Source organism: Salegentibacter profundi, assembly GCF_054121475.1.
In genome coordinates this window covers 1-23955 of the sequence record NZ_JBSYGG010000013.1, presented here as the reverse complement: position 1 = coordinate 23955, position 23955 = coordinate 1, and the positions used below count along the sequence as shown (strand labels likewise).

Sequence of the window (23955 nt, the reverse complement as noted above, 5' to 3'; positions counted from 1 at the left end):
TGGATTGATTATTTAGTAAAATTTGTGGTGAATTTGATAGTTACTTCTTCCCCTGTGGTAATAGTTCCGAACATAGCAGTAGGGGGATCTACTTTGAAATCGGTCATATTAAGAGTCTTTTCTCCAGAAATCTTAATTGTATTTCCATTCACGCTCATGGTGAAATCGAGTGGGATTTGCTTTGTCGCTCCCGCGATCTTCAAAGTTCCCATTCCTTTGACGTTATAAGTATTGTTTCCGGTTTCCTGGAAATCTTTTACTTGTTCCAGGTTAAACTCTATGTTTTTGTACTTATCTGTATTTAAAGCTTTATAGGTATTTTTATCCATGCCACCTTTACCGCTTTTTAAACCTTCAGCTGGAATAGTAACCTGTAAGCCTTTAAGCCCGGTAATTTTCCCCTCTTCAGATTCTAAAACAGCGCTACCGGATTTTTTTTCTGCATCTAATTCCCAATCATGAATATTTGATGTCCCTTCCACTTTAATTACAGAAGAGGATTGCAAATTAAAATTCTGGCTTTGGGCTGTACCTAATACGAATAAAAATAGTACTAGGGCGATTGATATTGAACTTCTCATGATATTAGGTTTTTAAGTTTGGTACAAAGTTGAGGCATAAATCCTGCAGAATTTATGACGGCAGTCAGATTTTGGAATATTTGAGTGCCGATTAAGAAGATATCGGATTGTTTTTCATCTAAAAAAATATACTCTCGGAAGGTAACTCAGTACTTATGAGCCATAAAAACCTAAAAAACAATGACTTACATTTTGTTACGTTGTTTTTATAAGTGTAACAAAAGTGTCATTAAATTTGATCTTAAAATTGTATGTAGTTAATTTGAACTTGGGATTCTTTACTACTAATAATAAAGTTCATCCGTCTTTAAGTTCAGGAAACGGGAAGTGGCAAAGAATGTGCTAAGCCAGGTTATAAGTATACCGGTTAAGAAAACTCCGATAAATAATGCCGCAAGCATTTTTATATCTCCCGTTAGGTTTAATTCAGGAAAACTATTATCAAGGTAATAAAGGAATGCGGCCATTCCAATTAATGCCAAAATAGCGCCAATAATCCCTAACTTTACACTTTGCCAGATGAAAGGTCGTCTAATAAAGCCTTTTGTGGCACCAACCATTTGCATAGTCTTAATGATAAACCTCTTGGAATAGACCGAAAGTCTAATGGAGCTGTTTATAAGCAATACAGCTATAAAAGTAAATATCCCGCTGGCGACAAGCACCCAGAAACTGATTTTTTTAACATTGTCATTCAGTAAAGAGATAAGGGGTTTATCATAAGTCACTTCATCGACGAAGTTTTTACCGGTAAGTTCTGCAGCTATTTCATCAACCTGTTCAGCCGAAACATAATCTGCATTCATATAAACGTCGATAGAATTCTGTAAAGGATTATAGCCCAGAAATTCCATAAAATCCTCGCCAATTTCTTTACTGTGAGCCTCTGCGGCATCCTCTTTTGAAATAAAGTTGGTGGATTTGGTGTATTCTGCCATAGCAAGGCTTTTTTTGAGTTCTTCCATTTCCACCTCTTTAGCTGAATCCTTAAAATAAACAGTAAGGGCTATCTGCTCCTTAAAGTGATCGGCTACTTTTTTAGTGTTAAGCACCAGCAATCCAAGCATTCCTAATAAAAAAAGTACCAATGCGATACTTATAACAACTGAAAAATAAGAAGAAATCAACCTGCGTTTCTGGTACTTTTCAAAAGATGTGCTCATAGGGCGACCTGGATATTTTTTGTAAAAATATAAAAGTTAAGCGTTCAATTACTTTAAAACGTTTAAAGTTGAAAAAAATTAGCAGAGAATAAAAGTTTTCTGCCAGGTTTGCACGAAACTTTAGGTAGGTTCCGCTGGTAGTTTTACTTTTATCCTTAAAGACTAGAATAATATGAATATTTTAATTTTCGGAATTGGTGGTGTTGGTGGTTATTTTGGTGGAAAAATAGCCAAAGCGGGTTTCAACCTCACTATGTTTGCCCGTGGGAAACACCTAGAAGCGATCAGAGAAAATGGACTCGCCGTTGAAAGTATTAAGGGAAGTTTCAAAGTTAGGCCCACTCTCATTACCGATGATTTAGCTCAGGTACCAACACCTGATGTAATAATTTTAGGGGTGAAATCCTGGCAAATTCCGCAAGTTGCAAAGCAACTTAAACCGATTGTTTCAGATAAAACTCTTATTCTGCCCTTACAAAACGGAGCCAATAATGTTGAAAAATTAATGGAGATCTTTCCAAAGAAGAATGTTCTAGCTGGCCTTTGTCATATAGTGAGTTTTGTAGAAGAACCTGGGAAAATTAAACATGTCTCTTTCGAACCATGGATAACCTTTGGAGAAATAGACAATATAGTTACAGACAGAATTAAGCGATTAAAAGCGGTATTTGATAAGGCTGAAATCAACAGTACCATTGCTGAAAATATTAATCTGGAAATCTGGAAAAAGTTTTTATTTATTGCCACTGTAAGTGGGCTAGGTGGTTTAACAAGGGTGCCTATAGAAAAAATAAGGGGAAGTGATTATCTCTATGATTTACTTCAAAAAACCGCACGAGAGATAAAGTCGGTAGCTAATGCCAAGGGAATACCATTAAGAAAGGATCATGTGGAAAAGGCTTTTGAAATTATCCAGAGTCAACCACCGGGAACTACAGCCTCCACACAGCGTGATATTATGGCGGGGCGTCCCTCAGAACTTGAAAATTTTAACGGATATGTTGTTAAAGAAGCAGAGAAATTAAATATTTCCACCCCCGTAAATAAAATGATTTACGAATGTTTGTTACCAATGGAAAGGGAGGCAAGGGGAAATTAACTATGCCCCGTTTTCTCCGGTTAAGTCCAATTCTGTGAAGTTTTCATCTATGATCATGGTAAGACAACCGTTCATCTGCAAATGTTCCAAGGATTTAATTTCATTATCAAGCTGAATGGACTTTATTTCAAATGGTAAACCATGGATTTTTAATTTGAAAATTTTACAATCGCTTTCAAATGAACCTTCTTTATGCTGCTGGATAATCATTTGATTTTTCCTACCAGTAAGCTTAAAGCTTCTAAGACAAAAACGCCCTTTAGTATAGTCGTATCCATCATGGGCATCATCAAAGAATTGAGAATCTTCCTTACCTTTTTTGTAATACACCTCCAGGGTAATCTCTTCAATCTTTTTTTCCTCTACGTGTTGTTGCACAGGGTATTTAGGGATAATAACACCTTCTTTAATAAATATGGGCATACTATCTATTTCAGCATCTACCCACAATTCTTTCCCTCCTCTTATCAATTCATCCGTCCAGTAATTATACCATTTTCCACGGGGAATATACATACGCCTTCCTCTAGCATTAGGCTCCAGGACCGGGCAAGCCAGAATGCTGTCACCAAAGATAAATTCATCTATTCTATAATGAGTGTTGACATCTTCTTGGTCAAACATAACCAAGGATTTAATTAAAGGAACCCCTTTTTCGGTGTAACCCCGGAATGCAGTATATAGGTATGGTAATAACTGGTAGCGTAGTTCAATGAATTTTCGCACGATATCGGTGATATCTTCGTCAAAGGTCCAGGGTTCCTGATCGCCATGATCTCCGGAAGAATGAACTCTGAAGAAAGGATGAAAAGTCGCTAATTGAATCCATCTGGCATAGAGTTCACCGTGGGGTTGTTCTGCAAAACCACCTATATCGCTTCCGGCAAATGAAAAGCCCGACATAGCCAAACGTTGCACCTGAACATTGGCAATCCAAAGATGTTCCCAATTGGCAACATTGTCGCCGGTCCAGGTTGAGGTATAGCGTTGCGTTCCCGAATATGCCGCCCTGGTAATAACAAATGGTCGTTTTGGATGGGAGAATTTTTTTACTCCCTTATATGTGGCCCTTGCCATTTGCATTCCGTAAATATTGTGAGCTTTTCTATGGCTGCATGCATTACCATCGTAATCGTGTCTTACATCATGAGGAAAAGTTTTATTTGGAACTTCCATCACCGCAGGTTCATTCATATCATTCCAGATACCTTTAATCCCTATGATTTCAATTAGTTCCTGAAACAGTCCTGACCACCATTCTCTAACCTTAGGGTTCGTAAAGTCGGGGAAATAACATTCACCGGGCCAAACTTTTCCTTTTATATAGGGGCCATCTGCCCTTTTACAGAAATAATCATTTTCTAATCCTTCTTTATAAACCCAATAATTTTTATCGATTTTAATTCCCGGATCAATGATCGCTACCGTTTTAAAGCCCTCTTCTTCAAGATCCTTGACCATCCGTTTTGGATCGGGGAAGTAATCCTTGTTCCAGGTAAAACACCTGAAACCTTCCATATAATCAATATCAAGGTAAATAGCGTCACAAGGAATTTGCAATTCCCTGAATTTCGAGGTGACTTCTTTGACCTTTTCCTCAGGATAATAACTCCATTTGCATTGGTGGAAACCAAGAGCCCAAAGAGGTGGTAAATCTGGTTTTCCAGTAAGATCAGTGTAATATTCCACTACGTCAGTCATTTTCGGACCATAGATGAAGTAATAGTTCATCTCTCCGCCTTGAGCCCAAAAGCTGGTTACAAACCGTCGTTCCTGGGCAAAATCAAAATAAGACCTAAATGTATTATCGAAGAAAATTCCATAAGCCTTTTTCTTATGAAGCCCGGTGTAAAAAGGGATTGTTTTATAGATAGGATCTGTATCTTTTCCGTAAGCATACGAGTCGGTTACCCAGTTTTCAAATCGTTTCCCTTTAAGGTTTAAATGACCCGGTTTATCTCCAAGGCCAAAATAGCTTTCACCATCATGAGAGACTTTACTCATTTTTACGATATCACCACCAAATTCATAACTTTCCTCCCAGTGAAAACCGAGTTCATCCTGATTGATTAAGGTGCCATCGGCCTGATCATAAATTTTTACTTTTAAATTCTCTTTGGAGATTTCACAGATAATTTTGGTAGTGGTGATGCGGTAACAATCTTCCTTTTCCTCTATTTCTAATTTATTGTAACCAAAACTTGCATGCTTGGTAATTGCATAGGAAAAATCCTTTGCAAACCTACCGGTGGTAGAATATCTAAAACGGAGCAAACCATCCCTAAGGACTGTGATTTGCAAGGCCACATCATTTTCGGTAGCAAAATAAAGCCGATCAACATCTTTTTTAAATGAAATAACCCTGGATGGGAATACATTTCCCTTTTGTTCTAATTCGGTATTTGTGATCATAATTTATTAAATTACTGGGCAGTAAAAGAACTGAATAGTTTTTAAATATCGATTGCCGTTCACAAAATATTTATTAGCGTTTATTAACTATATTCTAGCTATGTATTTTATTACATACAATATTTAAATGCAAGAAGAGCCAAAGGGGGTATGTCTATCGCTGCAGAATATTTCCGGGATTGCCAGCCTTTTGCCGTAGTGGTTTTAACATTGTTCCTGTAATTCCCAGTTCCGAAGAATTCCTTGTCATCACTATTAAAAACTTCCTTAATTTCACCGGCCATGGGCAATCCAATACGGTAATTTTCCCTCGGGGTTGGGGTTAGATTACAGATAATTATCAAATTGTCCTTTGACTGATTTCCTTTTCTGATATATGATATAATTGAATTCTCAGCATCACTGTAATCAATCCATTCAAAACCTTCAGGCACAAACTGCTTTTCATACAAAGCGGGTTCCGAAGTATAGAATTCATTTAAAGCTTTTGTCAATTCCTGGATACCCTGATGTGATTCATATCCCAGTAAATGCCAGTCCAAGCTCTTTTGAAAATCCCATTCGTCACTTTGCCCAAATTCACACCCCTGAAATAACAACTTGGTTCCTGGATGGGTAAACATATAGGCATAAAGCAGCCGCAAATTAGCAAAGCGCTGCCAATGATCTCCAGGCATTCTGCCTAAGATAGAGTGTTTGCCATACACCACTTCATCATGAGATAGGGGGAGCATAAAATTTTCAGTAAAGGCATAGGTGAGGGAAAAAGTAATATTATTTTGATGATGCTTACGATAAATTGGCTCTTTAGAGAAATACTCAAGGGTATCGTGCATCCAGCCCATCATCCACTTCATTCCAAAACCAAGTCCGCCTAAAAATACCGGTTTTGAAACCCCCTTGTAAGCAGTAGATTCTTCAGCAATAGTCTGTATATCTGGAAAAGAAGCATATACTTCTTTATTGAGTTCTTCCAAAAAGAAGATGGCTTCCAGGTTTTTATTTCCACCATACTCGTTAGGTTCCCATTGTCCCTCTTCCCGGGAATAATCAAGGTAAAGGATTGAAGCAACGGCATCTACCCGTATCCCGTCTATATGGAACTGATCTAACCAAAATAAAGCATTGCTTATTAAGAATGCTCTAACTTCGTTTCGGTTATAATTGAAAATTAAACTCTTCCAGTCCGGGTGATAGCCTCTTTTGGAATCCGGATGTTCATATAGGTGGGTTCCGTTAAAATAGCCAAGACCATGACTATCTTCCGGAAAGTGGGAGGGGACCCAGTCTAAGATCACGCCGATGTTATTTTTGTGAAAGGTATCTATTAGAAATTTGAATTCGTCTGGATAACCAAAACGTGAGCTTGGTGCAAAATATCCTGTAATTTGATATCCCCAACTTGGATCGTATGGATATTCCATAATAGGCATTAGCTCAACGTGGGTAAAGCCCATTTTTTTTACATAGGATACCAGGTCACTCGCGAGTTCGCGGTAAGAGAGGGATCGGTTTTCTTCTGTTTTTTTCTTCCAGGAAGATAAATGCACTTCATATACTGAAAAGGGCGCATCAAGGGAGTTATTTTTTTTACGATTTTTCATCCAGGATTGATCTTCCCAGTGGTAGTTGTCTTCCCAAACAATCGAAGCTGTATTTGGTGGGTGCTCGCAGCGCCTGGCATATGGATCGGCTTTTTCAGTGATGATATCGTTATGATGACTGTGAATTTTATACTTGTATAAATTCCCCTTTTCAACATGGGGAATAAAACCTTCCCAAATTCCGCTGCCATCCCAGCGCACATTTAATTGGTGCTGACCATCTTTCCAGAAATTGAAGTCTCCAATGACTGAAACCTGTTTTGCTCCAGGGGCCCAAACCGAAAAATAGGTTCCTTCCACATTATTGAGTCTTATGGGATGAGAACCAAATTTCTCGTACAACCTAAAATGTTTACCACTCTTAAACAGATCAATATCAAACTCCGAAAATAAACTGTGCGTTATCACTTCTGCCATATTATCCTATAGTTGTTCCCGGGGGAAGTATTGCCTCTTTTTTAAGCACGACAATTCCCTCTTTTATCACATAAGCATCTGTTTCTTCATCAGCTAAGTGCGGGCCTCCGTTAATAGTTGTGTTATCTCCAATTCGACAATTTTTATCAATAATGGCATTTTTAATCTTGCAGTTTTCTCCGATCCCTGCGAGAATTTCAATGTTATTCCCTTCAATTTCTTCTAAAGATTCATAGAAATCCGTACCCATCATATAAGAGTGCATGATAACCGAACCCTTACCAATTCTGGACCTAATACCTATTACTGAAGACTCAATTTTATCCGCATGGATTATGCAGCCTTCGGCAATCACTGCTTTTTTAAGCCTTGTGCCTGATATTTTAGAAGTTGGAAGAATTCTCGCCCGTGTATAAACCCTATTTTCCATATCATACAGGTTGAATTTAGGAATGTCTTCTGTGAGGCCAATATTGGCTTCGAAAAAGGATTCAATATTTCCTATATCAGTCCAGTATCCTTCAAACTGGTAACTGCAAACTTTTTTATTTCCTATAGCTTGAGGAATTATTTCTTTACCAAAGTCTACAGTGGATTGATCGTCCATAAGTTTAACCAGCAATTCGCGGTTAAAGACATAAATCCCCATGGAACCTAAATACAAACGACCTTCTGATTCCATTTCGGGTCCTGTAGGTGAGGTCCAGTCGGGGAGTAGTTCAGATTTCGGTTTTTCAATAAACGAGGTGATATTATTGTCTTTGTCTGTTTTCATAATACCAAAACTCGGAGCTTCTTTCGCGTTGACAGGAACGGTACCAATAGTGATATCTGCGCCAGTATCGATATGCTGTTGTATCATAAGGTTATAATCCATATGATACAACTGATCTCCGGAAAGAATTAAAAAATATTCAAATTTATGTTTCCGGAAATGGTGCATTCCCTGCCTCACGGCATCTGCCGTCCCCTGGTACCAGGTTTTATTGTGGGGAGTTTGCTCGGCAGCTAAAACGTCCACGAATGCTGAACTAAAAAAGCTGAAATGATAGGTGTTTTTAAGATGCTTATTTAGTGAAGCAGAATTAAATTGCGTTAACACATACATCCTTTTAAGGCCCGAATTAATACAGTTGGAAATAGGAATATCCACCAGACGATATTTCCCTGCAATTGGAACTGCGGGTTTAGATCTACTTTCTGTTAAAGGGTGGAGCCTTGTTCCCTGACCTCCCCCAAGAATAACCGATAATACATTGTCGTTTAACATTTCAATCGCTTTTTATTGAGTTATACAAATCGATATACTTTTGAGCAGAAACATTCCAGGAATGGTCAATGCTCATGATATCTTTTCTGGTTTCTTTAAATTGGGGGGTGTTTTTGTAATATGTTATAGCCCTGGTTAAAGTTTGTAAAATATCACTTTCAGAAGCATCCGGATGTGTAAAACCAAAACCGCCCTGTGAAATATCTATCACCGTGTCTTTTAATCCCCCAACACTACGTACTAAGGGGATTGTGCCGTAGCGTAGAGAATATAACTGATTAAGGCCGCAGGGTTCTACCCGGGAGGGCATTAAAAGAAAATCAGCTCCGGCGTAAATCAGGTGAGAGAGTTTTTCATCATAACCAATAAAGGTGTTGTAGGCACCCTTATTTTTCTTCTTAAGACTCTTTAATTTACTCTCCAGTTCTGGGTTTCCGGAACCTAATATGAGGAAATTGAAGTCTTTATTAACTAGGGTCTTATTTAAAACCGCCGGTAGAAGATCAGCCCCTTTTTCGTAGACAAGTCGGCCAATGAAAGCGAACAGAGGTTTTGAAACAGAAAAACCAAATTCATTACAAAGCCATTTCTTATTGGCTGTTTTTCCGGATTGAAGATTTTTTGGGGAATAATTTTTAATTATGAAATTATCGGTTTTCGGATTCCACACTTCGGTATCTATCCCGTTTAAAATTCCTATGCATTTTTCCTTTTCATGACTGAGTAGGCTTTCCAGCCCGTTAGCCTCCATTTGTAACTCCTTCATATAACTAGGGGAAACCGTGGTGACACGCCAGGCGCATTTTATTCCAGCCGCTAAGGGATTTATCATACCGTCCCAGTCGAGCAAACCATTTTTGGAAATATCAAAAGCGGGGAGATAATGTACTTTATCGTGGGAAAACCAACCCTGGTATTGTGCATTATGAATGGTTAAGATCACGGGAATCTGGTTAAGCGACTTATATTTAAAACACTCCTGTGCCATAAATGGGATTAGACCCGTATGATGATCGTGGCAATGAATGAATCGAGGTTTTTCTTTTAAGGAGAGTAACCAATCCATAACCGCAATCTGAAAAGCAGTAAAGCGAGCAGTATCATCTTCTGAATAGACATAATTCGTGAAAAGAAGCTGAGGAATATCCACGAACAAAACCTCAATATCTAAAATTTTATTTTTTAATTTACGAATTTTATAAGGGTAGGAAACTTCCCCTAGTACCATTTCCGAATGATAAATACATTCGAATTCATGGGTGCTGGTGAATTTACTGTTATAAAAGGGCATAATCACTTTAGCAAGATAACCTGCCTGATGCTGATATTTTGGTAAGGAACCTACAACATCTCCCAGACCTCCAACCTTGGCGACAGGGTAACATTCAGCGCTTACATGAATTACGTTCATATCGAGTTTTTGAATAAAATATAGCCTTTAATAGGTTATTCTTAAATAATGTAATGGCTTTAATTGGGCGAAATGCTTCTAAAATCAATTCTTTTTCATTATTTCTTATAAATTTAATAAAATTAAAAGGGGATAGGTGTTATCATTTTTATATAATTATAAATTTGCCATCTTTTATTTAATTAAGAATTCTTGAAAAACCTCCTAATCCACACCCTGAAATCTCTTAAAAGTGGTTTAAAATTGTAAATTTGCAGCCGTAATTGGTGAGCAGCTCTGCGCTCAATTTGCAGTATTGAAAATTAACCCCATGAGTTACAACTTTAACGACATTGAAGCCAAATGGCAAAAATACTGGGCCGAAAACCAAACCTTTCGTGCCAGTAATTTTTCTGATAAACCTAAGTATTACGTGCTGGATATGTTTCCCTATCCATCGGGAGCCGGCTTGCATGTCGGTCATCCGCTAGGCTATATTGCTAGCGATATTTATGCGCGATACAAACGCCATATTGGATTTAATGTGCTACATCCACAGGGATATGATAGTTTTGGACTGCCAGCTGAACAGTATGCTATTCAGACGGGGCAACACCCTGCACTTACTACAGCGAAGAATATAAAAAGATATCGTGAGCAGTTAGATAAAATCGGTTTTTCTTTTGACTGGAGCAGGGAAGTGCGCACGAGTGATCCCGATTATTATAAATGGACACAGTGGATTTTTATTCAGCTTTTTGAAAGCTGGTATGATTTGGAAGCTGATAAATCACGTCCTGTTTCTGAATTGGAGGAAATTTTTTCCTCAAAAGGGAATTTAGGGATAAATGCAGCTTGCGATGATGATGTCCATGAATTTTCCGCGGAAGATTGGAAAGGTTTTTCTTCGGAAGAAAAACAAAAAATATTACTAAAATACCGGTTAACTTATTTAGCTGAAACCGAAGTGAACTGGTGTCCTCAGTTGGGAACAGTGTTAGCCAATGACGAGATTATTAATGGTGTTTCTGAACGTGGCGGTTATCCTGTGTTACGAAAAAAGATGACACAATGGAGTATGCGAATTTCTGCTTTCTCTGAGCGACTGTTAAAAGGTTTGGAGGAACTGGAATGGACAGAAAGCCTAAAGGAAAGTCAGCGTAACTGGATTGGAAAGTCTGTAGGGGCTATGGTGCATTTCGATTTATACAAGGAATCTTTAAAGCAAGTTCAGGAAGAGAGTGGTAGTTCCGGTCCAAACCCGAGAATATCGGTCTTCACAACAAGGCCAGATACTATTTTTGGAGTAAGTTTTATGACTTTGGCCCCTGAACATGATTTAGTTCAAAAGATTACCACTTCTAAGCAAAAAGCAGAAGTTGAAGCCTATATCGCAGCCAGTGCAAAACGCAGTGAGCGCGAGCGTATGGCCGATGTAAAAAGTATTACGGGAGTATTTACAGGAGCCTATGCCGAGCATCCTTTTACTAAAGAACCAGTACCAATCTGGATTGGTGATTATGTCCTTGCTGGGTATGGAACTGGGGCTGTAATGGCGGTCCCATGCGGTGATCAGCGAGATTATGAATTCGCAAAACATTTTGAAATCCCTATTCCTAATATTTTTGATAATGTGGATATTTCTGAAGCGGCATTCTCGGGAAAGGAGGGCACTGTGATCGCTAATTCCGATTTCCTAAGTGGACTTGGATATAAAGAGGCGATGCATAAAGTAATTTTAGAACTGGAAAAAACCGGCCATGGTTTTGGGAAAATCAACTATCGTTTGCGCGATGCGGTTTTTAGTCGACAACGTTACTGGGGCGAACCATTCCCGGTTTATTACGTTAATGGAATGCCTCAAATGATAGATTCTCAACATTTGCCATTGAGACTTCCGGAAGTTGAAAAATATTTACCTACCGAATCCGGTGAGCCCCCCTTAGGCAATGCTACCACCTGGGCCTGGGATACGAAATCTAATCAAGTAGTAAGCAATCAGGAAATAGATCAGGAAACTATTTTCCCTTTGGAATTAAACACAATGCCCGGATGGGCTGGAAGTTCATGGTATCTATTCCGTTACATGGATACTGGGAACACAGAGGAATTTGTCTCGGAACCTGCACAAAAATATTGGGAAAATGTTGATTTATATATAGGCGGAAGTGAACATGCAACGGGTCACTTATTATATTCTCGTTTCTGGACTAAATTTTTATACGACCGAGGCTACCTTTCTGTGGAAGAGCCCTTTAAAAAGCTTATTAATCAGGGAATGATCCTGGGACAAAGTGCTTTTGTTTACAGATTAGAAGGAGAGAATGTTTTCGTGTCTAAAAATTTGATCGGAAAAAATAAAGTTCAACCAATCCACGCGGATGTTTCTTTGGTTAACCATTCTGATGAATTGGATATCCAGGGCTTTAAAAAATGGCGTCCAGAATTTAAGGATGCGAAGTTCTTAACTGAAAAAGATGGCGTGTATGTCGTAGGGAGGGAAGTTGAAAAAATGTCCAAATCCAAATACAATGTGGTTAATCCGGATGATATTTGTGAAGACTATGGGGCTGATACTTTAAGAATGTACGAGATGTTTCTTGGACCATTAGAACAAGCGAAACCCTGGAACACCGCTGGGATAACCGGGGTGCATAATTTTCTTAAAAAACTTTGGAGGTTGTATCATAAGGGAGACAAATTTGAGGTTTCCGAAGAAAAAGCTTCACAAAGTTCTTTAAAGACTTTGCACAAAACAATAAAAAAAGTCACCGAAGATATTGAAGAATTCAGTTTTAATACCTCGGTATCTACATTTATGATTTGCGTCAATGAACTTTCGACTGAAAAATGTAAGAGTCGGGAGGTGCTTGAACCGCTAGTTGTGTTAATAGCGCCATATGCTCCCCATATCGCCGAGGAACTATGGAGTAAGTTAGGACATTCTGATTCTGTTATAATGGCTGAATATCCAGTATTTAAAGAGGAATACCTGGTGGAAAGCACAAAAAATTATCCTATTTCTTTTAACGGAAAAATGCGTTTTACCCTAGAGCTTCCTTTGAACATGGCAAAACAGGAAATTGAAGAAACAGTCTTAGCGGACGAACGCACCAAAAAACAACTGGATGGTAAAGCCCCTAGAAAAGTAATTGTGGTTCCCGGTAAAATAGTGAATGTGGTTGCCTAGGATCAAATTGAGGATTTTATAAATCCGTTTCCAAAATTCTTAGGGCGTTATATGATTCTCTAGCTAGGAGAATAAGCTTGTTAATTTGTTTCTTAATAGCTTCAGTGGTATTTTTTTATCTTGGTGGAAAATTAAGACCAGCAAAATGAAAAAAGTACTTTTCTTCGGATTCTTTGTATTGAATGTTTTTCTTCTTTCTGCTCAAGAATTTTCTTGGGAACAAGTGGCGAAGTTTCCTTTTCCCTCAGGGCTAACAGCTTCTTCTGAAAAGAAGGCTATTGCCTGGGCCGTAAACGAACAGGGCAAACGAAACATTTACTATGCGCATGCCCCTGCTTTTATCCCAAAGAAAATTACTGAATATAAAGAAGATGACGGCCAGGAAATTAGCAGCTTGCAATTTAGCGAAGATGGGAAATTTTTAGTTTATGTGCGTGGTGGAGAACACGGTGGCTGGAATGCCGATAATCCTGTTAATCCAACCCACAACATAAAAATGCCAAAAGTCGAAATTTTCAAAATCTATTTGGAAACAAAGAAAGTTGCTTTGGTGGGTCAGGGGGATAATCCTGTCATTAGTTCAAAAAACAAATTGGTTTTTACTAAAGATGGCGAAGTCTGGATAACTGACCTGGAAAGTTCAAAGGAGGCCAAAAGACTTTTTGAAGCAAAAGGCAGTGCATCTCAATTAGAATTCAACCCGGAGGGAGAAAAACTGCTTTTTGTATCTAATCGCGGAGGGTATTCGTTAATCGGAGTATATGAGGAGAGTAAGGAGCATTTAAAATGGATTTCACCTTCATTTCATAGGGATCGTAATCCACGTTGGTCTCCTGATGGTAATAAAATTGTTTTTGTGCGGACTCCTGGGGGTAAGGGGAGTGCTAAACCATTACTGGAACAACGCCATAATCCCTGGGAAATCAGGATAGCTGATTTGGCCTTGGGTGAGAGTCGTAAAATTTGGAAGGCTTCTGAGACCTTAACGGGCTCTTTGCCTACTGTTGATGGCGGGGTAAACCTGCACTGGGCAGCTAACAATCAAATTATATTCACCTCTTATGATTCAGGATGGCCACATCTATACGCTATTGATGCCAGAAGCGGCCAGATCAGGATGCTGACTAAGGGGGACTTTCATCCCGAGCATATTACTTTGAGTCCGGAAAAAAGTTCACTTGCTTTTTCAGCAAATTATGGTCCTGAAAAGGAGGATTTGGATCGCCGGCATATTGGCAGAGTTGATATCAAGTCTGGAGAAACCCAATGGTTAACTTCAGGAAAAGGAATTGAGGCCTATCCTGTTTTTTATGATGAAAAAAAGCTTGCCTTTCTCAGTGCTACTGCTAAGCGCCCTCATTTAGTTGCTATCTTGGAAGGAGGGGAAATCAAAGTGCTGAATAAAGAGATTATTCCTGAGGATTTTCCCGAGCAAGATTTAATCACTCCTAAACAGGTTAGTTTTGAGGCTGCCGACGGTACAAGAGTTTATGGCCAACTCTTTCAAAAGGATGAAAGTTCTAAGAACCCAGGCATTGTTTTTATTCATGGTGGTCCCCAACGGCAAATGTTGCTAGGCTGGAGTTATATGGATTATTATTCCAATACTTATGCTCTTAATCAATATTTGGCTGAAAGAGGATTTGCGGTGCTGTCAGTTAACTACAGACTTGGTATAGGCTATGGGCATAGTTTTCATAAACCTGATAAGGCCTATTATAAAGGAGCTTCGGAATACCAGGATATAAAAGCAGCTGGAGAATATTTAGCAGGCTTACCTTCGGTTGATGCAGATAGAATTGGAGTGTATGGTGGTTCTTATGGCGGTTATTTAACCGCGCTGGCATTGGGGAAAGACCCGGATTTGTTTAAAGTGGGCGTCGATATTCATGGGGTACATAATTTTGAAAATCGCTACGCGCTTCCGGAAGGTTATGAAATAGCACCCGATTATGAGAAAGCGAAAAAAATTGCCTGGGAATCTTCCCCCCTTGCGTATCTTGACGACTGGAAATCTCCAGTTTTATTTATTCACGGCGATGACGACAGGAATGTGGATATTAACCATACTGTTGATTTCATCCGAAGGTTTGAAGAGAAAAATTTAAAGTATGACTTTCTTATGATTCCGGATGATACCCACCACTGGATGAGATATTCTAATATGGTTAAGGTTGGGAAAGCGACTGCTTCATTTTTGGAGAAACATCTAAAAGAGTGATCAGTTTGAAGTTTTTTTTTCTTAATTTCAAATCTCGGTTTGCCACCGGGGCTTAATCCTTTTATTGTAGAAATAGTTTTCTCTCCTCTCTATCGTTAACTGAGATATAACTCCACCAGGCCTTCCGGAGTATTTAAGTAGATGGTTTTGTTTTCCTTGTCTATTTTCTCAATAAACTCATCATTCATAGGGATAAGAAGATCTTTGTCACCCTTTTTTATTTCAAATAGAGCTTGAGCTGTAGAATCATTAATTCCGGAGATTTTACCTATGTTTCCATGCTTGGAATCGATAACATCAAAACCGATGATCTCATGGAAGTAAAATTGATCTTCTCCGAGTTCCGGGAGCATGGATAGTGGTAGGTAGGCGTGTGCACCAATAAGATCTTCCGCGTCCTGCTCCGTTTCAATGTCTTCAAATTTTACTCTCAGCAAAGTGCTTTTCTGCAAAGAACTTCTTTCAATAAAAAATGGAACCAGATTCTCATTGTATTCGATGAGAACTGATTCCATTTCTGTGTAAGCTTCAGGTTCATCGGTGTCCAGTTTAATGAGCACCTCCCCTTTAAAACTAAATTTAGCAACGATTTTTCCTAAATAGAAACACTCATCTTTAGTCATCGCAGCTTGAGAATTAGTCTTTTTTCTCTTCTGTTTTAGCCTCTTCGGCAGTTTGTGCATCGGCAGCTTCTTCAGCTTGGGCTTCTGCAGTATCTGCAGCAGCTTCAGCTTCTTTTTCAGCTTCCTCGGCAGCTAGAGCTTCTTTAGCTTCAGCTTCGCGTTTTGCATTGGCTTCTTTCTCAGCTTCAAGAGCTTTAGTCTTTTCAGCCTGCTGCTCCTTTGTGAGATTTTCTTTCTTGGCGTTGATTTTGGCTTCTTTTTCTTCTAACCAGGCCTGGAATTTTTTCTCGGCCTCCTCTTCAGTTAAAGCACCTTTTTTTACTCCACCTGCAAGATGTCTTTTTAGCATAACACCTTTATAGGAAAGAATAGCACGAGCCGTATCTGTTGGTTGTGCCCCGTTTTCTAACCATTTTACCGCTCCGTCAATATCAAGCTCGATAGTAGCAGGATTGGTGTTTGGATTGTAGATTCCTAATTTATCAAGGAATTTACCATCTCTCTTTGAGCGCGCATCCGCGGCTACGATCCAGAAAAAAGGTTTCCCTTTTTTACCATGTCGTTGTAATCTTAATTTTACTGGCATAAAAATTAATTTGTGGGGTTCCCGACCCCGATTATTAATAAGGCTGCAAAGATACTACAATTTTCTAATTTACAAGTCTTTGTCGTTATAATTGTTCTTTGAGTTGGAATCATAAATTATCTGAAGTTTTCCCTTCAATTTACCCCGCTGTTGTTAAAAGCAGTTAATTAGTGCTAAAGCCTGTTAAACAGCTTGTTGAATATTGTTTGCAGCTCTATATTTAGAGAGAATAAGTTAATAGAAGAGTCCACATGAAATACCCGGAAAAAATTGCAGAAAAACTCAACCGGCTTCTTGAAAAGAATATCGATGCGGAAAAAGGCTATCGCTTTGCCTCTGAAAACGTGAAGGACCCTCAATTAAAAGCTTTTTTTGCTGAAAGGGCGGAGGAGCGTTACGATTTTATCCATCAACTAAAAACTGAGATTCGAAATTTTGGAGAAACTCCCAAAGAAAAATCCAGTATGGTTGGAGACGCTCATCGTACATGGATGAATTTAAAAACAGCCTTATCTGTTAATAAATCTGAGGCTAGTCTAGAAGAAGCTGTCAGGGGAGAGAAAGTTGCAGTAGAAGAGTACAATGAAGTTCTGGATGATCCGGAGCTACCTGATAATACAACAAATATTCTGCAGAAACAGAAAAATGATATTATGGCAGCCCTCAATAAAGTAAAAAGCCTGAGCATTCAGACTTGATACTTGAAGTAGTCAGTGTAAAACAATTTAATTTCTTCATCCAAAATTGATCACATTTAAACCGACATAGAATACATGTTTGAAAATCATATAAGTGGTAAAGTGATGGTATAATGTACGAGCAGATGTTTGATTGAAGTAGTAGTAGTTTTTAGTGTTCGTACTGACCTCACAGATTGCGCAAAGCGCTTTCTGTGAGGTTTTTTTGTGCTAAGACCTGGGTTTTTATGAGGCTTAAATAGACCGTTAATAAATCTTAAAAAAAATCTTTTTAGTCGCCGTTAAAATTCCATATTTTTAGCCTTCTGATTATATCCTGAAATTCTTATTTTGAAAGCTGGTAATCAGCTGGATACCATAAATTCTGACTGCTCATGTACCTGATTTTTGACACCGAAACTACTGGATTACCTAAACGCTGGGATGCACCTCTAACTGATACCGATAATTGGCCGAGATGTATTCAGATTGCATGGCAGTTACATGATGAAATGGGGGAGCTGGTAGAAAGTCAGGATTACCTGGTGAAACCCGAAGGTTTCAATATTCCTTTTGATGCAGAAAAAATTCATGGAATCTCTACAGAGTTAGCCGAGCAGGAAGGGATTAGTTTGATGGAAGTCCTTGAGAAATTTCAGGCGGCTTTGAATAGAACCAAATTTGTTGTTGGTCAGAATGTAGGTTTTGACCTTAATATTATGGGTGCCGAATTCTACAGAAAAGGCTTAGATAATACCTTGCAGGAGTTGCCTGTGCTGGACACCTGTACGGAGATTACGGCTAATTTATGTAAGATACCCGGGGGACGGGGTGGAAGGTTTAAACTACCCACCCTAACCGAACTTCATGAATACCTTTTTGATGAAGCTTTTGGTGAAGCTCATAACGCTACTGCCGATGTTGAGGCTACTACGCGTTGTTTTCTTGAACTTATTCGAAGACGAGCCTTTAGTGCTAGTCAATTGGGAACGCCAACCGATTATTTTGAGCGCTATGAGGAGCACAACACTGAACCTTTCAAGCTTATTGGGTTAAAACATATTAACTTAAAAAAAGCTTCAGAGAGAATAAGGAAGGAACTTCAGAGACAACAACCTTCCGATGAAATTACTACAGAGGAGATAGAGGAGAATCTACAAAAACTCGATGAGATTCCATTCGCTCATTTACATAACCATTCGCAGTTTTCTATTCTTCAATCGACCATCAGTATTAAAGATCTTGTAGAGGTTGCTGCAAAAGAAAATATGCCTGCTGTAGCTCTCACCGATCACGGAAATATGATGGGTGCCTTTCATTTCGTTAAAGAGGTAGGGGAGTATAATAAATCGGTAAAAGCAAAAAATGAAGAAGCCTTGGCTAATAATGAGCCGGCTAAAGAAAAGGAGTTAAAAGCTATTATAGGCTGTGAATTCTTTGTTTGTGAAAATCATACCGATAAGTCCCGTAAAGACAACGGGTATCAAATAGTAATGCTCGCCAAAAATAAAAAGGGTTATCACAACCTGGCTAAGATGTCTTCAAAGGCCTATACCGATGGGTTTTATTATGTTCCGCGAATAGATAAGGAAATCATCAAGCAGTATAAAGAGGATATTATTGTACTTACTGGAAACCTCTATGGGGAAATACCTGGAAAAGTTTTAAATGTAGGCGAAAATCAGGCGGAGGAAGCCTTGCTATGGTGGAAAGAGCAATTTGGGGATGATCTTTATATAGAATTAATGCGTCACGGGCAGGAGGAGGAGAATCGTGTTAATGAGGTGCTGGTACAATTTTCAAAAAAGCATAAAGTAAATTTGGTAGCTTCCAATAACACCTATTATTGCGCAAAGGAAGATGCTAATGCCCATGATATTTTACTTTGTGTGAAAGACGGTGAAAAACAGGCTACACCAATTGGACGAGGCAGAGGGTACCGTTATGGCTTGCCTAATCAGGAATATTATTTCAAGAGTTCAGAAGAGATGAAGAATCTCTTCAAGGATTTACCCGAAGCGATTTCGAGTATCAAAGAGATAGTGGAAAAGGTTGAACCTTTTGAGCTTGCCAGAGATGTCCTACTGCCTGCATTTACAATTCCTGATGAGTTCCTTCACGAAGAAGATAACCTCGATGGCGGCAAACGTGGAGAGAATGCCTATTTGAAGCATATTACTTATCAGGGTGCTAAAGATCGTTATGGTGAAATAACACCGGAAATTAAAGAAAGACTGGATTTTGAACTCTCGGTAATTGAAAACACGGGATACCCCGGATATTTTCTTATCGTAGAAGACTTCATACGCGAAGCCCGAAATATGGATGTATCAGTAGGTCCGGGAAGGGGTTCGGCTGCGGGAAGTGCCGTGGCATATTGCCTTGGGATAACCAATATAGATCCAGTTAAGTACGATCTGCTTTTTGAGCGTTTTCTTAATCCTGACCGGGTTAGTATGCCCGATATTGACATTGATTTCGATGATGAGGGTCGAAGTCGGGTTATGGATTATGTTATTCAGAAATATGGGGCAAACCAGGTGGCCCAAATTATTACCTATGGGACCATGGCCGCGAAATCCTCAATAAGGGACACGGCCAGGGTGTTGGATCTGCCGCTAATGGATGCTGATAGAATTTCGAAGCTTATTCCCACTATGGCTAAGCTGAGCAAGATCTTCGGAATGGATGAAAAGGAGCTGAAGAAAAAATTTAGAAGTGAGGAGCTCGACAAGGTAAATGAACTTTTAAATATTTCTGAAGGTGATGATCTTGAAGCACAAACTGTTAACCAGGCAAGAATTCTGGAAGGATCCGTCCGTAATACCGGGATTCATGCCTGTGGGGTAATTATAACCCCTAGTGATATCACCAATTATGTGCCGGTTTCGGTAGCGAAAGATTCTGATCTGTATGTAACCCAGTTTGATAACTCAGTAGTTGAGAATGCAGGTTTATTAAAAATGGATTTTCTGGGTCTTAAAACACTTACTTTAATTAAAGATACAGTAAAGATCGTTAAAGGGCGTCACGGAATAGATCTTGATCCTGACAGCTTTCCTTTGGATGATGAAGAAACCTTTAAACTCTTCCAACGTGGTGAAACTGTAGGTATTTTTCAATATGAATCCCCAGGGATGCAGAAACATATGAAAGATCTTAAGCCCACGGTTTTTGACGACCTTATTGCGATGAATGCCTTATACCGTCCTGGTCCAATGGAATATATTCCCAGCTTTATTGCCCGAAAACACGGCAATGAAGAGATTTCTTATGATTTGCCTGATATGGAGGAGTACTTGCAGGAAACATATGGAATTACGGTATACCAGGAGCAGGTGATGTTGCTTTCGCAAAAACTTGCTGGTTTTAGTAAGGGTGAGGCCGATGTACTTCGTAAGGCAATGGGGAAGAAGATCTTTGCACTTCTGGAACAACTCAAGCCAAAATTTCTCGATGGGGGTGAAGAAAAAGGCCATCCACGGGATGTCCTGGAAAAAATTTGGAAAGACTGGGAAGCCTTTGCAGCTTATGCATTTAATAAATCCCATTCTACATGTTATGCCTGGATTGCATACCAAACGGCTTATTTAAAAGCCCACTATCCTGCGGAATATATGGCAGCGGTGCTCTCCAACAATATGAATGACATTAAGCAGGTAACCTTCTTTATGGAAGAATGCAAGCGAATGAAACTCAATGTTCTTGGTCCTGATGTAAATGAATCTTATTACAAGTTCTCAGTAAATAAAGAAAATGCAGTTCGTTTTGGGATGGGAGCAATAAAAGGCGTTGGTGCCGGAGCAGTAGCTACTATCGTAGAAAATAGGAAAACTGATGCAGGTTCGTATAAATCTATTTTTGATATGGCAAAACGCATAGATTTACGGGCAGCCAATAAAAAAGCTTTTGAAAATCTCGCCCTGGCAGGAGGCTTTGATGGTTTTGGGGAGACTCATCGAGCCCAGTATTTTCACGATGAAGGGGATGGAATAAGCTTCCTTGAAAAAGTAGTGAAATACGCCGCCAAGTTTCAGGAAAATCAGAATTCCTCTCAGGTAAGTTTGTTTGGGGAAGCCAGTGAAGTTCAAATTCCGGAACCTGAAGTACCTCCCTGTGAAGAATGGGGGACTATGGAAAAACTGCGTCGGGAAAAAGAAGTTGTGGGAATTTATATTTCCGGTCATCCTTTGGATGATTTTAGACTGGAGATGAAGTATTTCTGCAATGCTGTGCTGGCCGACCTGGAAGACCTTGACCGATGTATAAATCGCACGCTTACCCTTGGTGGGGTCATTAGTGATGTGCAGCACCGTACTACTAAACAAGGGCAAGGGTGGGCGATTTTTACAGTAGAAGATTACCATTCCTCTTATGAGTTCAAATTATTTAAAGAGGAGTATCTTAAGTTCAGGCATTTCTTGGTGCCGAATTCCTTTGTGCATATTAAGATTACTATTAAGGAGGGTTGGCATAATAAGGAAACCGGAAAAAAATTCGATCCTAAAATTCAATTTATGGATTTTATGCTTTTGCACGAGGTAATGGAAACCTTTGCAAAAAAACTTACCATTCAATTGAATATCGATGATCTTAAAGAAGATAATATTCAATGGATGAAAGAGACCTTCAGGAATCATCGGGGAAATCACATCCTGAATTTTGTGGTTTATGAGATGAAAGAACAGGTCAAGCTACATATGCCAAGTAGAAAACAGAAGATTCAGATCTCCCAGGAATTGCTTACAGCGCTTGAAGAAAACCAAGTTTTATATAAGTTGAATTAGCTGATATTATACAAATAAAGACACTTAATATACTCATAATGAAATACAATATTGTGTTTGTAAGGAAACCGAAAATATTTGACTAATTTTACAATTGATTTAAACGAAACACAAAACGTTATAAAAACAAATATTATGGCAATTGAAATAACCGATGCTACTTTTGAAGAAAAAGTATTAAAAAGTGATAAACCAGTTTTAGTAGATTTTTGGGCTGCTTGGTGCGGGCCATGTAGAATGGTTGGGCCTATCATAGAGGAAATAAGCGAAGAATATGATGGGAAAGCTGTGGTAGCAAAACTTGATGTAGATGCAAATCAGGAATTTGCCGCTAAGTATGGGGTACGTAACATCCCAACTGTTCTTATTTTCCAAAATGGAGAAGTTGTTGGCCGTCAGGTTGGAGTTGCTCCAAAGAATACATATGCTGAAGCTTTGGATCAACTAATGTAGTAGATTGAAAGTATATATAACTTTAAAAATCCCGGGCACTCCGGGATTTTTTTATGCCTAATCCTTATCTTAGGGCAATGGACTTAAATAAAGAAATACATAATATTTCAGGGGCTTCCAACCTGGATTTACTGGCCAGACAAGTCGTAGAAGGTTATATTTCAGGTATGCATAAAAGTCCTTTTCATGGGTTTTCGGCAGAGTTTGCAGAACATAAAATTTACAATGCTGGGGAAAGTACCAAACATATTGACTGGAAACTCTACGCTAAGACCGATAAGCTTTACACGCGGCGTTACGAAGAAGAAACCAATCTCAGGTGCCACTTTATCATAGATAATTCGGCATCGATGCATTATCCTAAAGTAGCGAAATTTAGTATGGCTTCCTTAAATAAGATCGGATTTTCCGCCTTAGCTGCGGCAAGTGTCATGCAGATACTAAAACGACAGCGTGATGCAATGGGGTTAAGTATTTATAGTGATGAATTTGAATTTTACGCTCCGGAAATGGGGAGCGAAAGGCATTACTTTATGTTATTAAATGCTTTAGAGAAAATGCTGGAGCAACCAGGTAGAAAAAAGGGTACCGATACTTACACCTATTTACACCAGATTGCTGAAAAACTAAAAAGACGTTCCCTGGTTATGCTTTTTACAGACATGTTTCAGGCGGATACCGAGGAAGAGGAGCTTTTTGAAGCCTTAAGACATCTAAAATATAACAGACACGAGGTGGTGCTCTTTCATGTCCTCGATGAAAAAAAGGAACTAAACTTTGATTTTGATAATAGTCCCCGGCGTTTTACGGATGTTGAAACTGGTGCCGAGGTGGATTTTTATTCAGAAAATATTCAGGAGAACTATCAAAAAGCGGTAGAAGAATATGTAAATGAATTAAAGATGGAATGCGCGAAATATAAGATTAGTTATATGCAGGTGGACATTAATAGGAATTTCAATAATATCCTGACTACTTATATGCTTGAAAGACAAAAGTTTGTCTGAAGGGTCGAAAATAAGGTTGAAAAAAGTAAAAAAAAGGTTTGTGTAATCTAAAATCGGTAGTATATTTGCCCTCGCAATAACGCAACGGTCTGGTAGTTCAGTTGGTTAGAATACCTGCCTGTCACGCAGGGGGTCGCGAGTTCGAGTCTCGTCCAGACCGCAAAGTTGCAAAGAAGCTTCTCTAAACGGGGAGCTTTTTTTGGCTAAAGAGTAGTTGTGTTGTTTGTCCCGATTATTCGGGATTGTGTAGTTAGCCATGGAAATTCCTGGTATTCCAGGATTTTATGGCCGACTGATGAGAAGCTTTTTTCCGTGTATGCGGGAAGAGGCTTTTTTGTTTTTAAGACTAATCTGAACTCTTTCCGGATCAAGAACATTTTCTGGGATCAAGCCTAATAGTGGATCAAGCCCAATTGTTGTGTTTAAGCAAAAATTGTAGTTAATCTATACAGAAAGAATTCTACATTTTTCACTC

General features: G+C 38.9%; 15 protein-coding genes and 1 tRNA gene. 8 read left to right on the top strand and 8 right to left on the bottom strand.

What is annotated here, in order from left to right:
- Positions 1–8: 8 nt before the first annotated feature.
- Positions 9–581: a YceI family protein gene (locus ACW6NC_RS13905; RefSeq protein ID WP_457866899.1), complete on the bottom strand. Its 573-nt coding sequence runs from the start codon at positions 579–581 to the stop codon at positions 9–11.
- 284 nt (positions 582–865) lie between these two features.
- Complete coding sequence (locus ACW6NC_RS13900) at positions 866–1744, bottom strand: cell division protein FtsX (protein ID WP_457866897.1); 879 nt, start codon at positions 1742–1744, stop codon at positions 866–868.
- 172 nt (positions 1745–1916) lie between these two features.
- On the opposite strand from ACW6NC_RS13900, the gene ACW6NC_RS13895 reads away from it, so the two are divergent.
- Positions 1917–2843, top strand: a complete 927-nt coding sequence (locus ACW6NC_RS13895) for a ketopantoate reductase family protein (protein WP_457866896.1) — start codon at positions 1917–1919, stop codon at positions 2841–2843.
- On the opposite strand, the gene ACW6NC_RS13890 is transcribed toward ACW6NC_RS13895, so the two are convergent.
- From ACW6NC_RS13890 to ACW6NC_RS13875, 4 genes are all read right to left on the bottom strand, one after another.
- Positions 2844–5255: a glycoside hydrolase family 31 protein gene (locus tag ACW6NC_RS13890; protein WP_457866894.1), complete on the bottom strand. Its 2412-nt coding sequence runs from the start codon at positions 5253–5255 to the stop codon at positions 2844–2846.
- A gap of 110 nt (positions 5256–5365) precedes the next feature.
- Complete coding sequence (gene glgB, locus ACW6NC_RS13885) at positions 5366–7276, bottom strand: 1,4-alpha-glucan branching protein GlgB (protein WP_457866892.1); 1911 nt, start codon at positions 7274–7276, stop codon at positions 5366–5368.
- Between the two features lies 1 nt (position 7277).
- Positions 7278–8546, bottom strand: a complete 1269-nt coding sequence (locus ACW6NC_RS13880; RefSeq protein WP_457866890.1) for a glucose-1-phosphate adenylyltransferase — start codon at positions 8544–8546, stop codon at positions 7278–7280.
- A 1-nt stretch (position 8547) separates the two neighbouring features.
- On the bottom strand, positions 8548–9957 hold the full coding sequence (locus ACW6NC_RS13875; protein WP_457866888.1) for a glycogen synthase: 1410 nt from the start codon (positions 9955–9957) through the stop codon (positions 8548–8550).
- A gap of 310 nt (positions 9958–10267) precedes the next feature.
- Between ACW6NC_RS13875 and leuS the strand changes: the two genes are divergently transcribed.
- Both leuS and ACW6NC_RS13865 read left to right on the top strand, forming a co-directional pair.
- Positions 10268–13126: a leucine--tRNA ligase gene (gene leuS / locus ACW6NC_RS13870; RefSeq protein WP_457866887.1), complete on the top strand. Its 2859-nt coding sequence runs from the start codon at positions 10268–10270 to the stop codon at positions 13124–13126.
- 145 nt (positions 13127–13271) lie between these two features.
- Positions 13272–15347, top strand: coding sequence for an alpha/beta fold hydrolase (locus ACW6NC_RS13865; RefSeq protein ID WP_457866886.1), 2076 nt, complete (start codon positions 13272–13274; stop codon positions 15345–15347).
- Positions 15348–15442: 95 nt separating this feature from the next.
- Here ACW6NC_RS13865 and rimM read toward each other — a convergent pair whose 3' ends face one another.
- Together rimM and ACW6NC_RS13855 are read right to left on the bottom strand one after the other, a co-directional pair.
- Complete coding sequence (gene rimM, locus ACW6NC_RS13860) at positions 15443–15970, bottom strand: ribosome maturation factor RimM (RefSeq protein ID WP_457867016.1); 528 nt, start codon at positions 15968–15970, stop codon at positions 15443–15445.
- Between the two features lie 13 nt (positions 15971–15983).
- The gene (locus ACW6NC_RS13855) at positions 15984–16556 is read right to left on the bottom strand and encodes a 30S ribosomal protein S16 (protein ID WP_457866885.1); all 573 of its coding nucleotides are present in this window, start codon (positions 16554–16556) and stop codon (positions 15984–15986) included.
- A 251-nt stretch (positions 16557–16807) separates the two neighbouring features.
- Between ACW6NC_RS13855 and ACW6NC_RS13850 the strand changes: the two genes are divergently transcribed.
- From ACW6NC_RS13850 to ACW6NC_RS13830, 5 genes are all read left to right on the top strand, one after another.
- Positions 16808–17254: a ferritin-like domain-containing protein gene (locus ACW6NC_RS13850; RefSeq protein WP_457866883.1), complete on the top strand. Its 447-nt coding sequence runs from the start codon at positions 16808–16810 to the stop codon at positions 17252–17254.
- Positions 17255–17628: 374 nt separating this feature from the next.
- Positions 17629–22020: a DNA polymerase III subunit alpha gene (gene dnaE, locus ACW6NC_RS13845; RefSeq protein WP_457866882.1), complete on the top strand. Its 4392-nt coding sequence runs from the start codon at positions 17629–17631 to the stop codon at positions 22018–22020.
- 120 nt (positions 22021–22140) lie between these two features.
- The gene (trxA, locus tag ACW6NC_RS13840) at positions 22141–22473 is read left to right on the top strand and encodes a thioredoxin (protein WP_262507179.1); all 333 of its coding nucleotides are present in this window, start codon (positions 22141–22143) and stop codon (positions 22471–22473) included.
- Positions 22474–22550: 77 nt separating this feature from the next.
- Positions 22551–23480, top strand: coding sequence for a DUF58 domain-containing protein (locus ACW6NC_RS13835; RefSeq protein WP_457866880.1), 930 nt, complete (start codon positions 22551–22553; stop codon positions 23478–23480).
- Between the two features lie 86 nt (positions 23481–23566).
- Positions 23567–23640 (top strand) — tRNA-Asp (locus ACW6NC_RS13830).
- Positions 23641–23955: the final 315 nt, after the last annotated feature.

Excerpts from the sequence above, each read along its gene's own strand:
- ACW6NC_RS13905 (WP_457866899.1), bottom strand. The coding sequence starts at position 581 with ATGAGAAGTTCAATATCAATCGCCCTAGTACTATTTTTATTCGTATTA.
- ACW6NC_RS13900 (WP_457866897.1), bottom strand. The coding sequence starts at position 1,744 with ATGAGCACATCTTTTGAAAAGTACCAGAAACGCAGGTTGATTTCTTCT.
- ACW6NC_RS13895 (WP_457866896.1), top strand. The coding sequence starts at position 1,917 with ATGAATATTTTAATTTTCGGAATTGGTGGTGTTGGTGGTTATTTTGGT.
- ACW6NC_RS13890 (WP_457866894.1), bottom strand. The coding sequence starts at position 5,255 with ATGATCACAAATACCGAATTAGAACAAAAGGGAAATGTATTCCCATCC.
- glgB (WP_457866892.1), bottom strand. The coding sequence starts at position 7,276 with ATGGCAGAAGTGATAACGCACAGTTTATTTTCGGAGTTTGATATTGAT.
- ACW6NC_RS13880 (WP_457866890.1), bottom strand. The coding sequence starts at position 8,546 with ATGTTAAACGACAATGTATTATCGGTTATTCTTGGGGGAGGTCAGGGA.
- ACW6NC_RS13875 (WP_457866888.1), bottom strand. The coding sequence starts at position 9,957 with ATGAACGTAATTCATGTAAGCGCTGAATGTTACCCTGTCGCCAAGGTT.
- leuS (WP_457866887.1), top strand. The coding sequence starts at position 10,268 with ATGAGTTACAACTTTAACGACATTGAAGCCAAATGGCAAAAATACTGG.
- ACW6NC_RS13865 (WP_457866886.1), top strand. The coding sequence starts at position 13,272 with ATGAAAAAAGTACTTTTCTTCGGATTCTTTGTATTGAATGTTTTTCTT.
- rimM (WP_457867016.1), bottom strand. The coding sequence starts at position 15,970 with ATGACTAAAGATGAGTGTTTCTATTTAGGAAAAATCGTTGCTAAATTT.
- ACW6NC_RS13855 (WP_457866885.1), bottom strand. The coding sequence starts at position 16,556 with ATGCCAGTAAAATTAAGATTACAACGACATGGTAAAAAAGGGAAACCT.
- ACW6NC_RS13850 (WP_457866883.1), top strand. The coding sequence starts at position 16,808 with ATGAAATACCCGGAAAAAATTGCAGAAAAACTCAACCGGCTTCTTGAA.
- dnaE (WP_457866882.1), top strand. The coding sequence starts at position 17,629 with ATGTACCTGATTTTTGACACCGAAACTACTGGATTACCTAAACGCTGG.
- ACW6NC_RS13835 (WP_457866880.1), top strand. The coding sequence starts at position 22,551 with ATGGACTTAAATAAAGAAATACATAATATTTCAGGGGCTTCCAACCTG.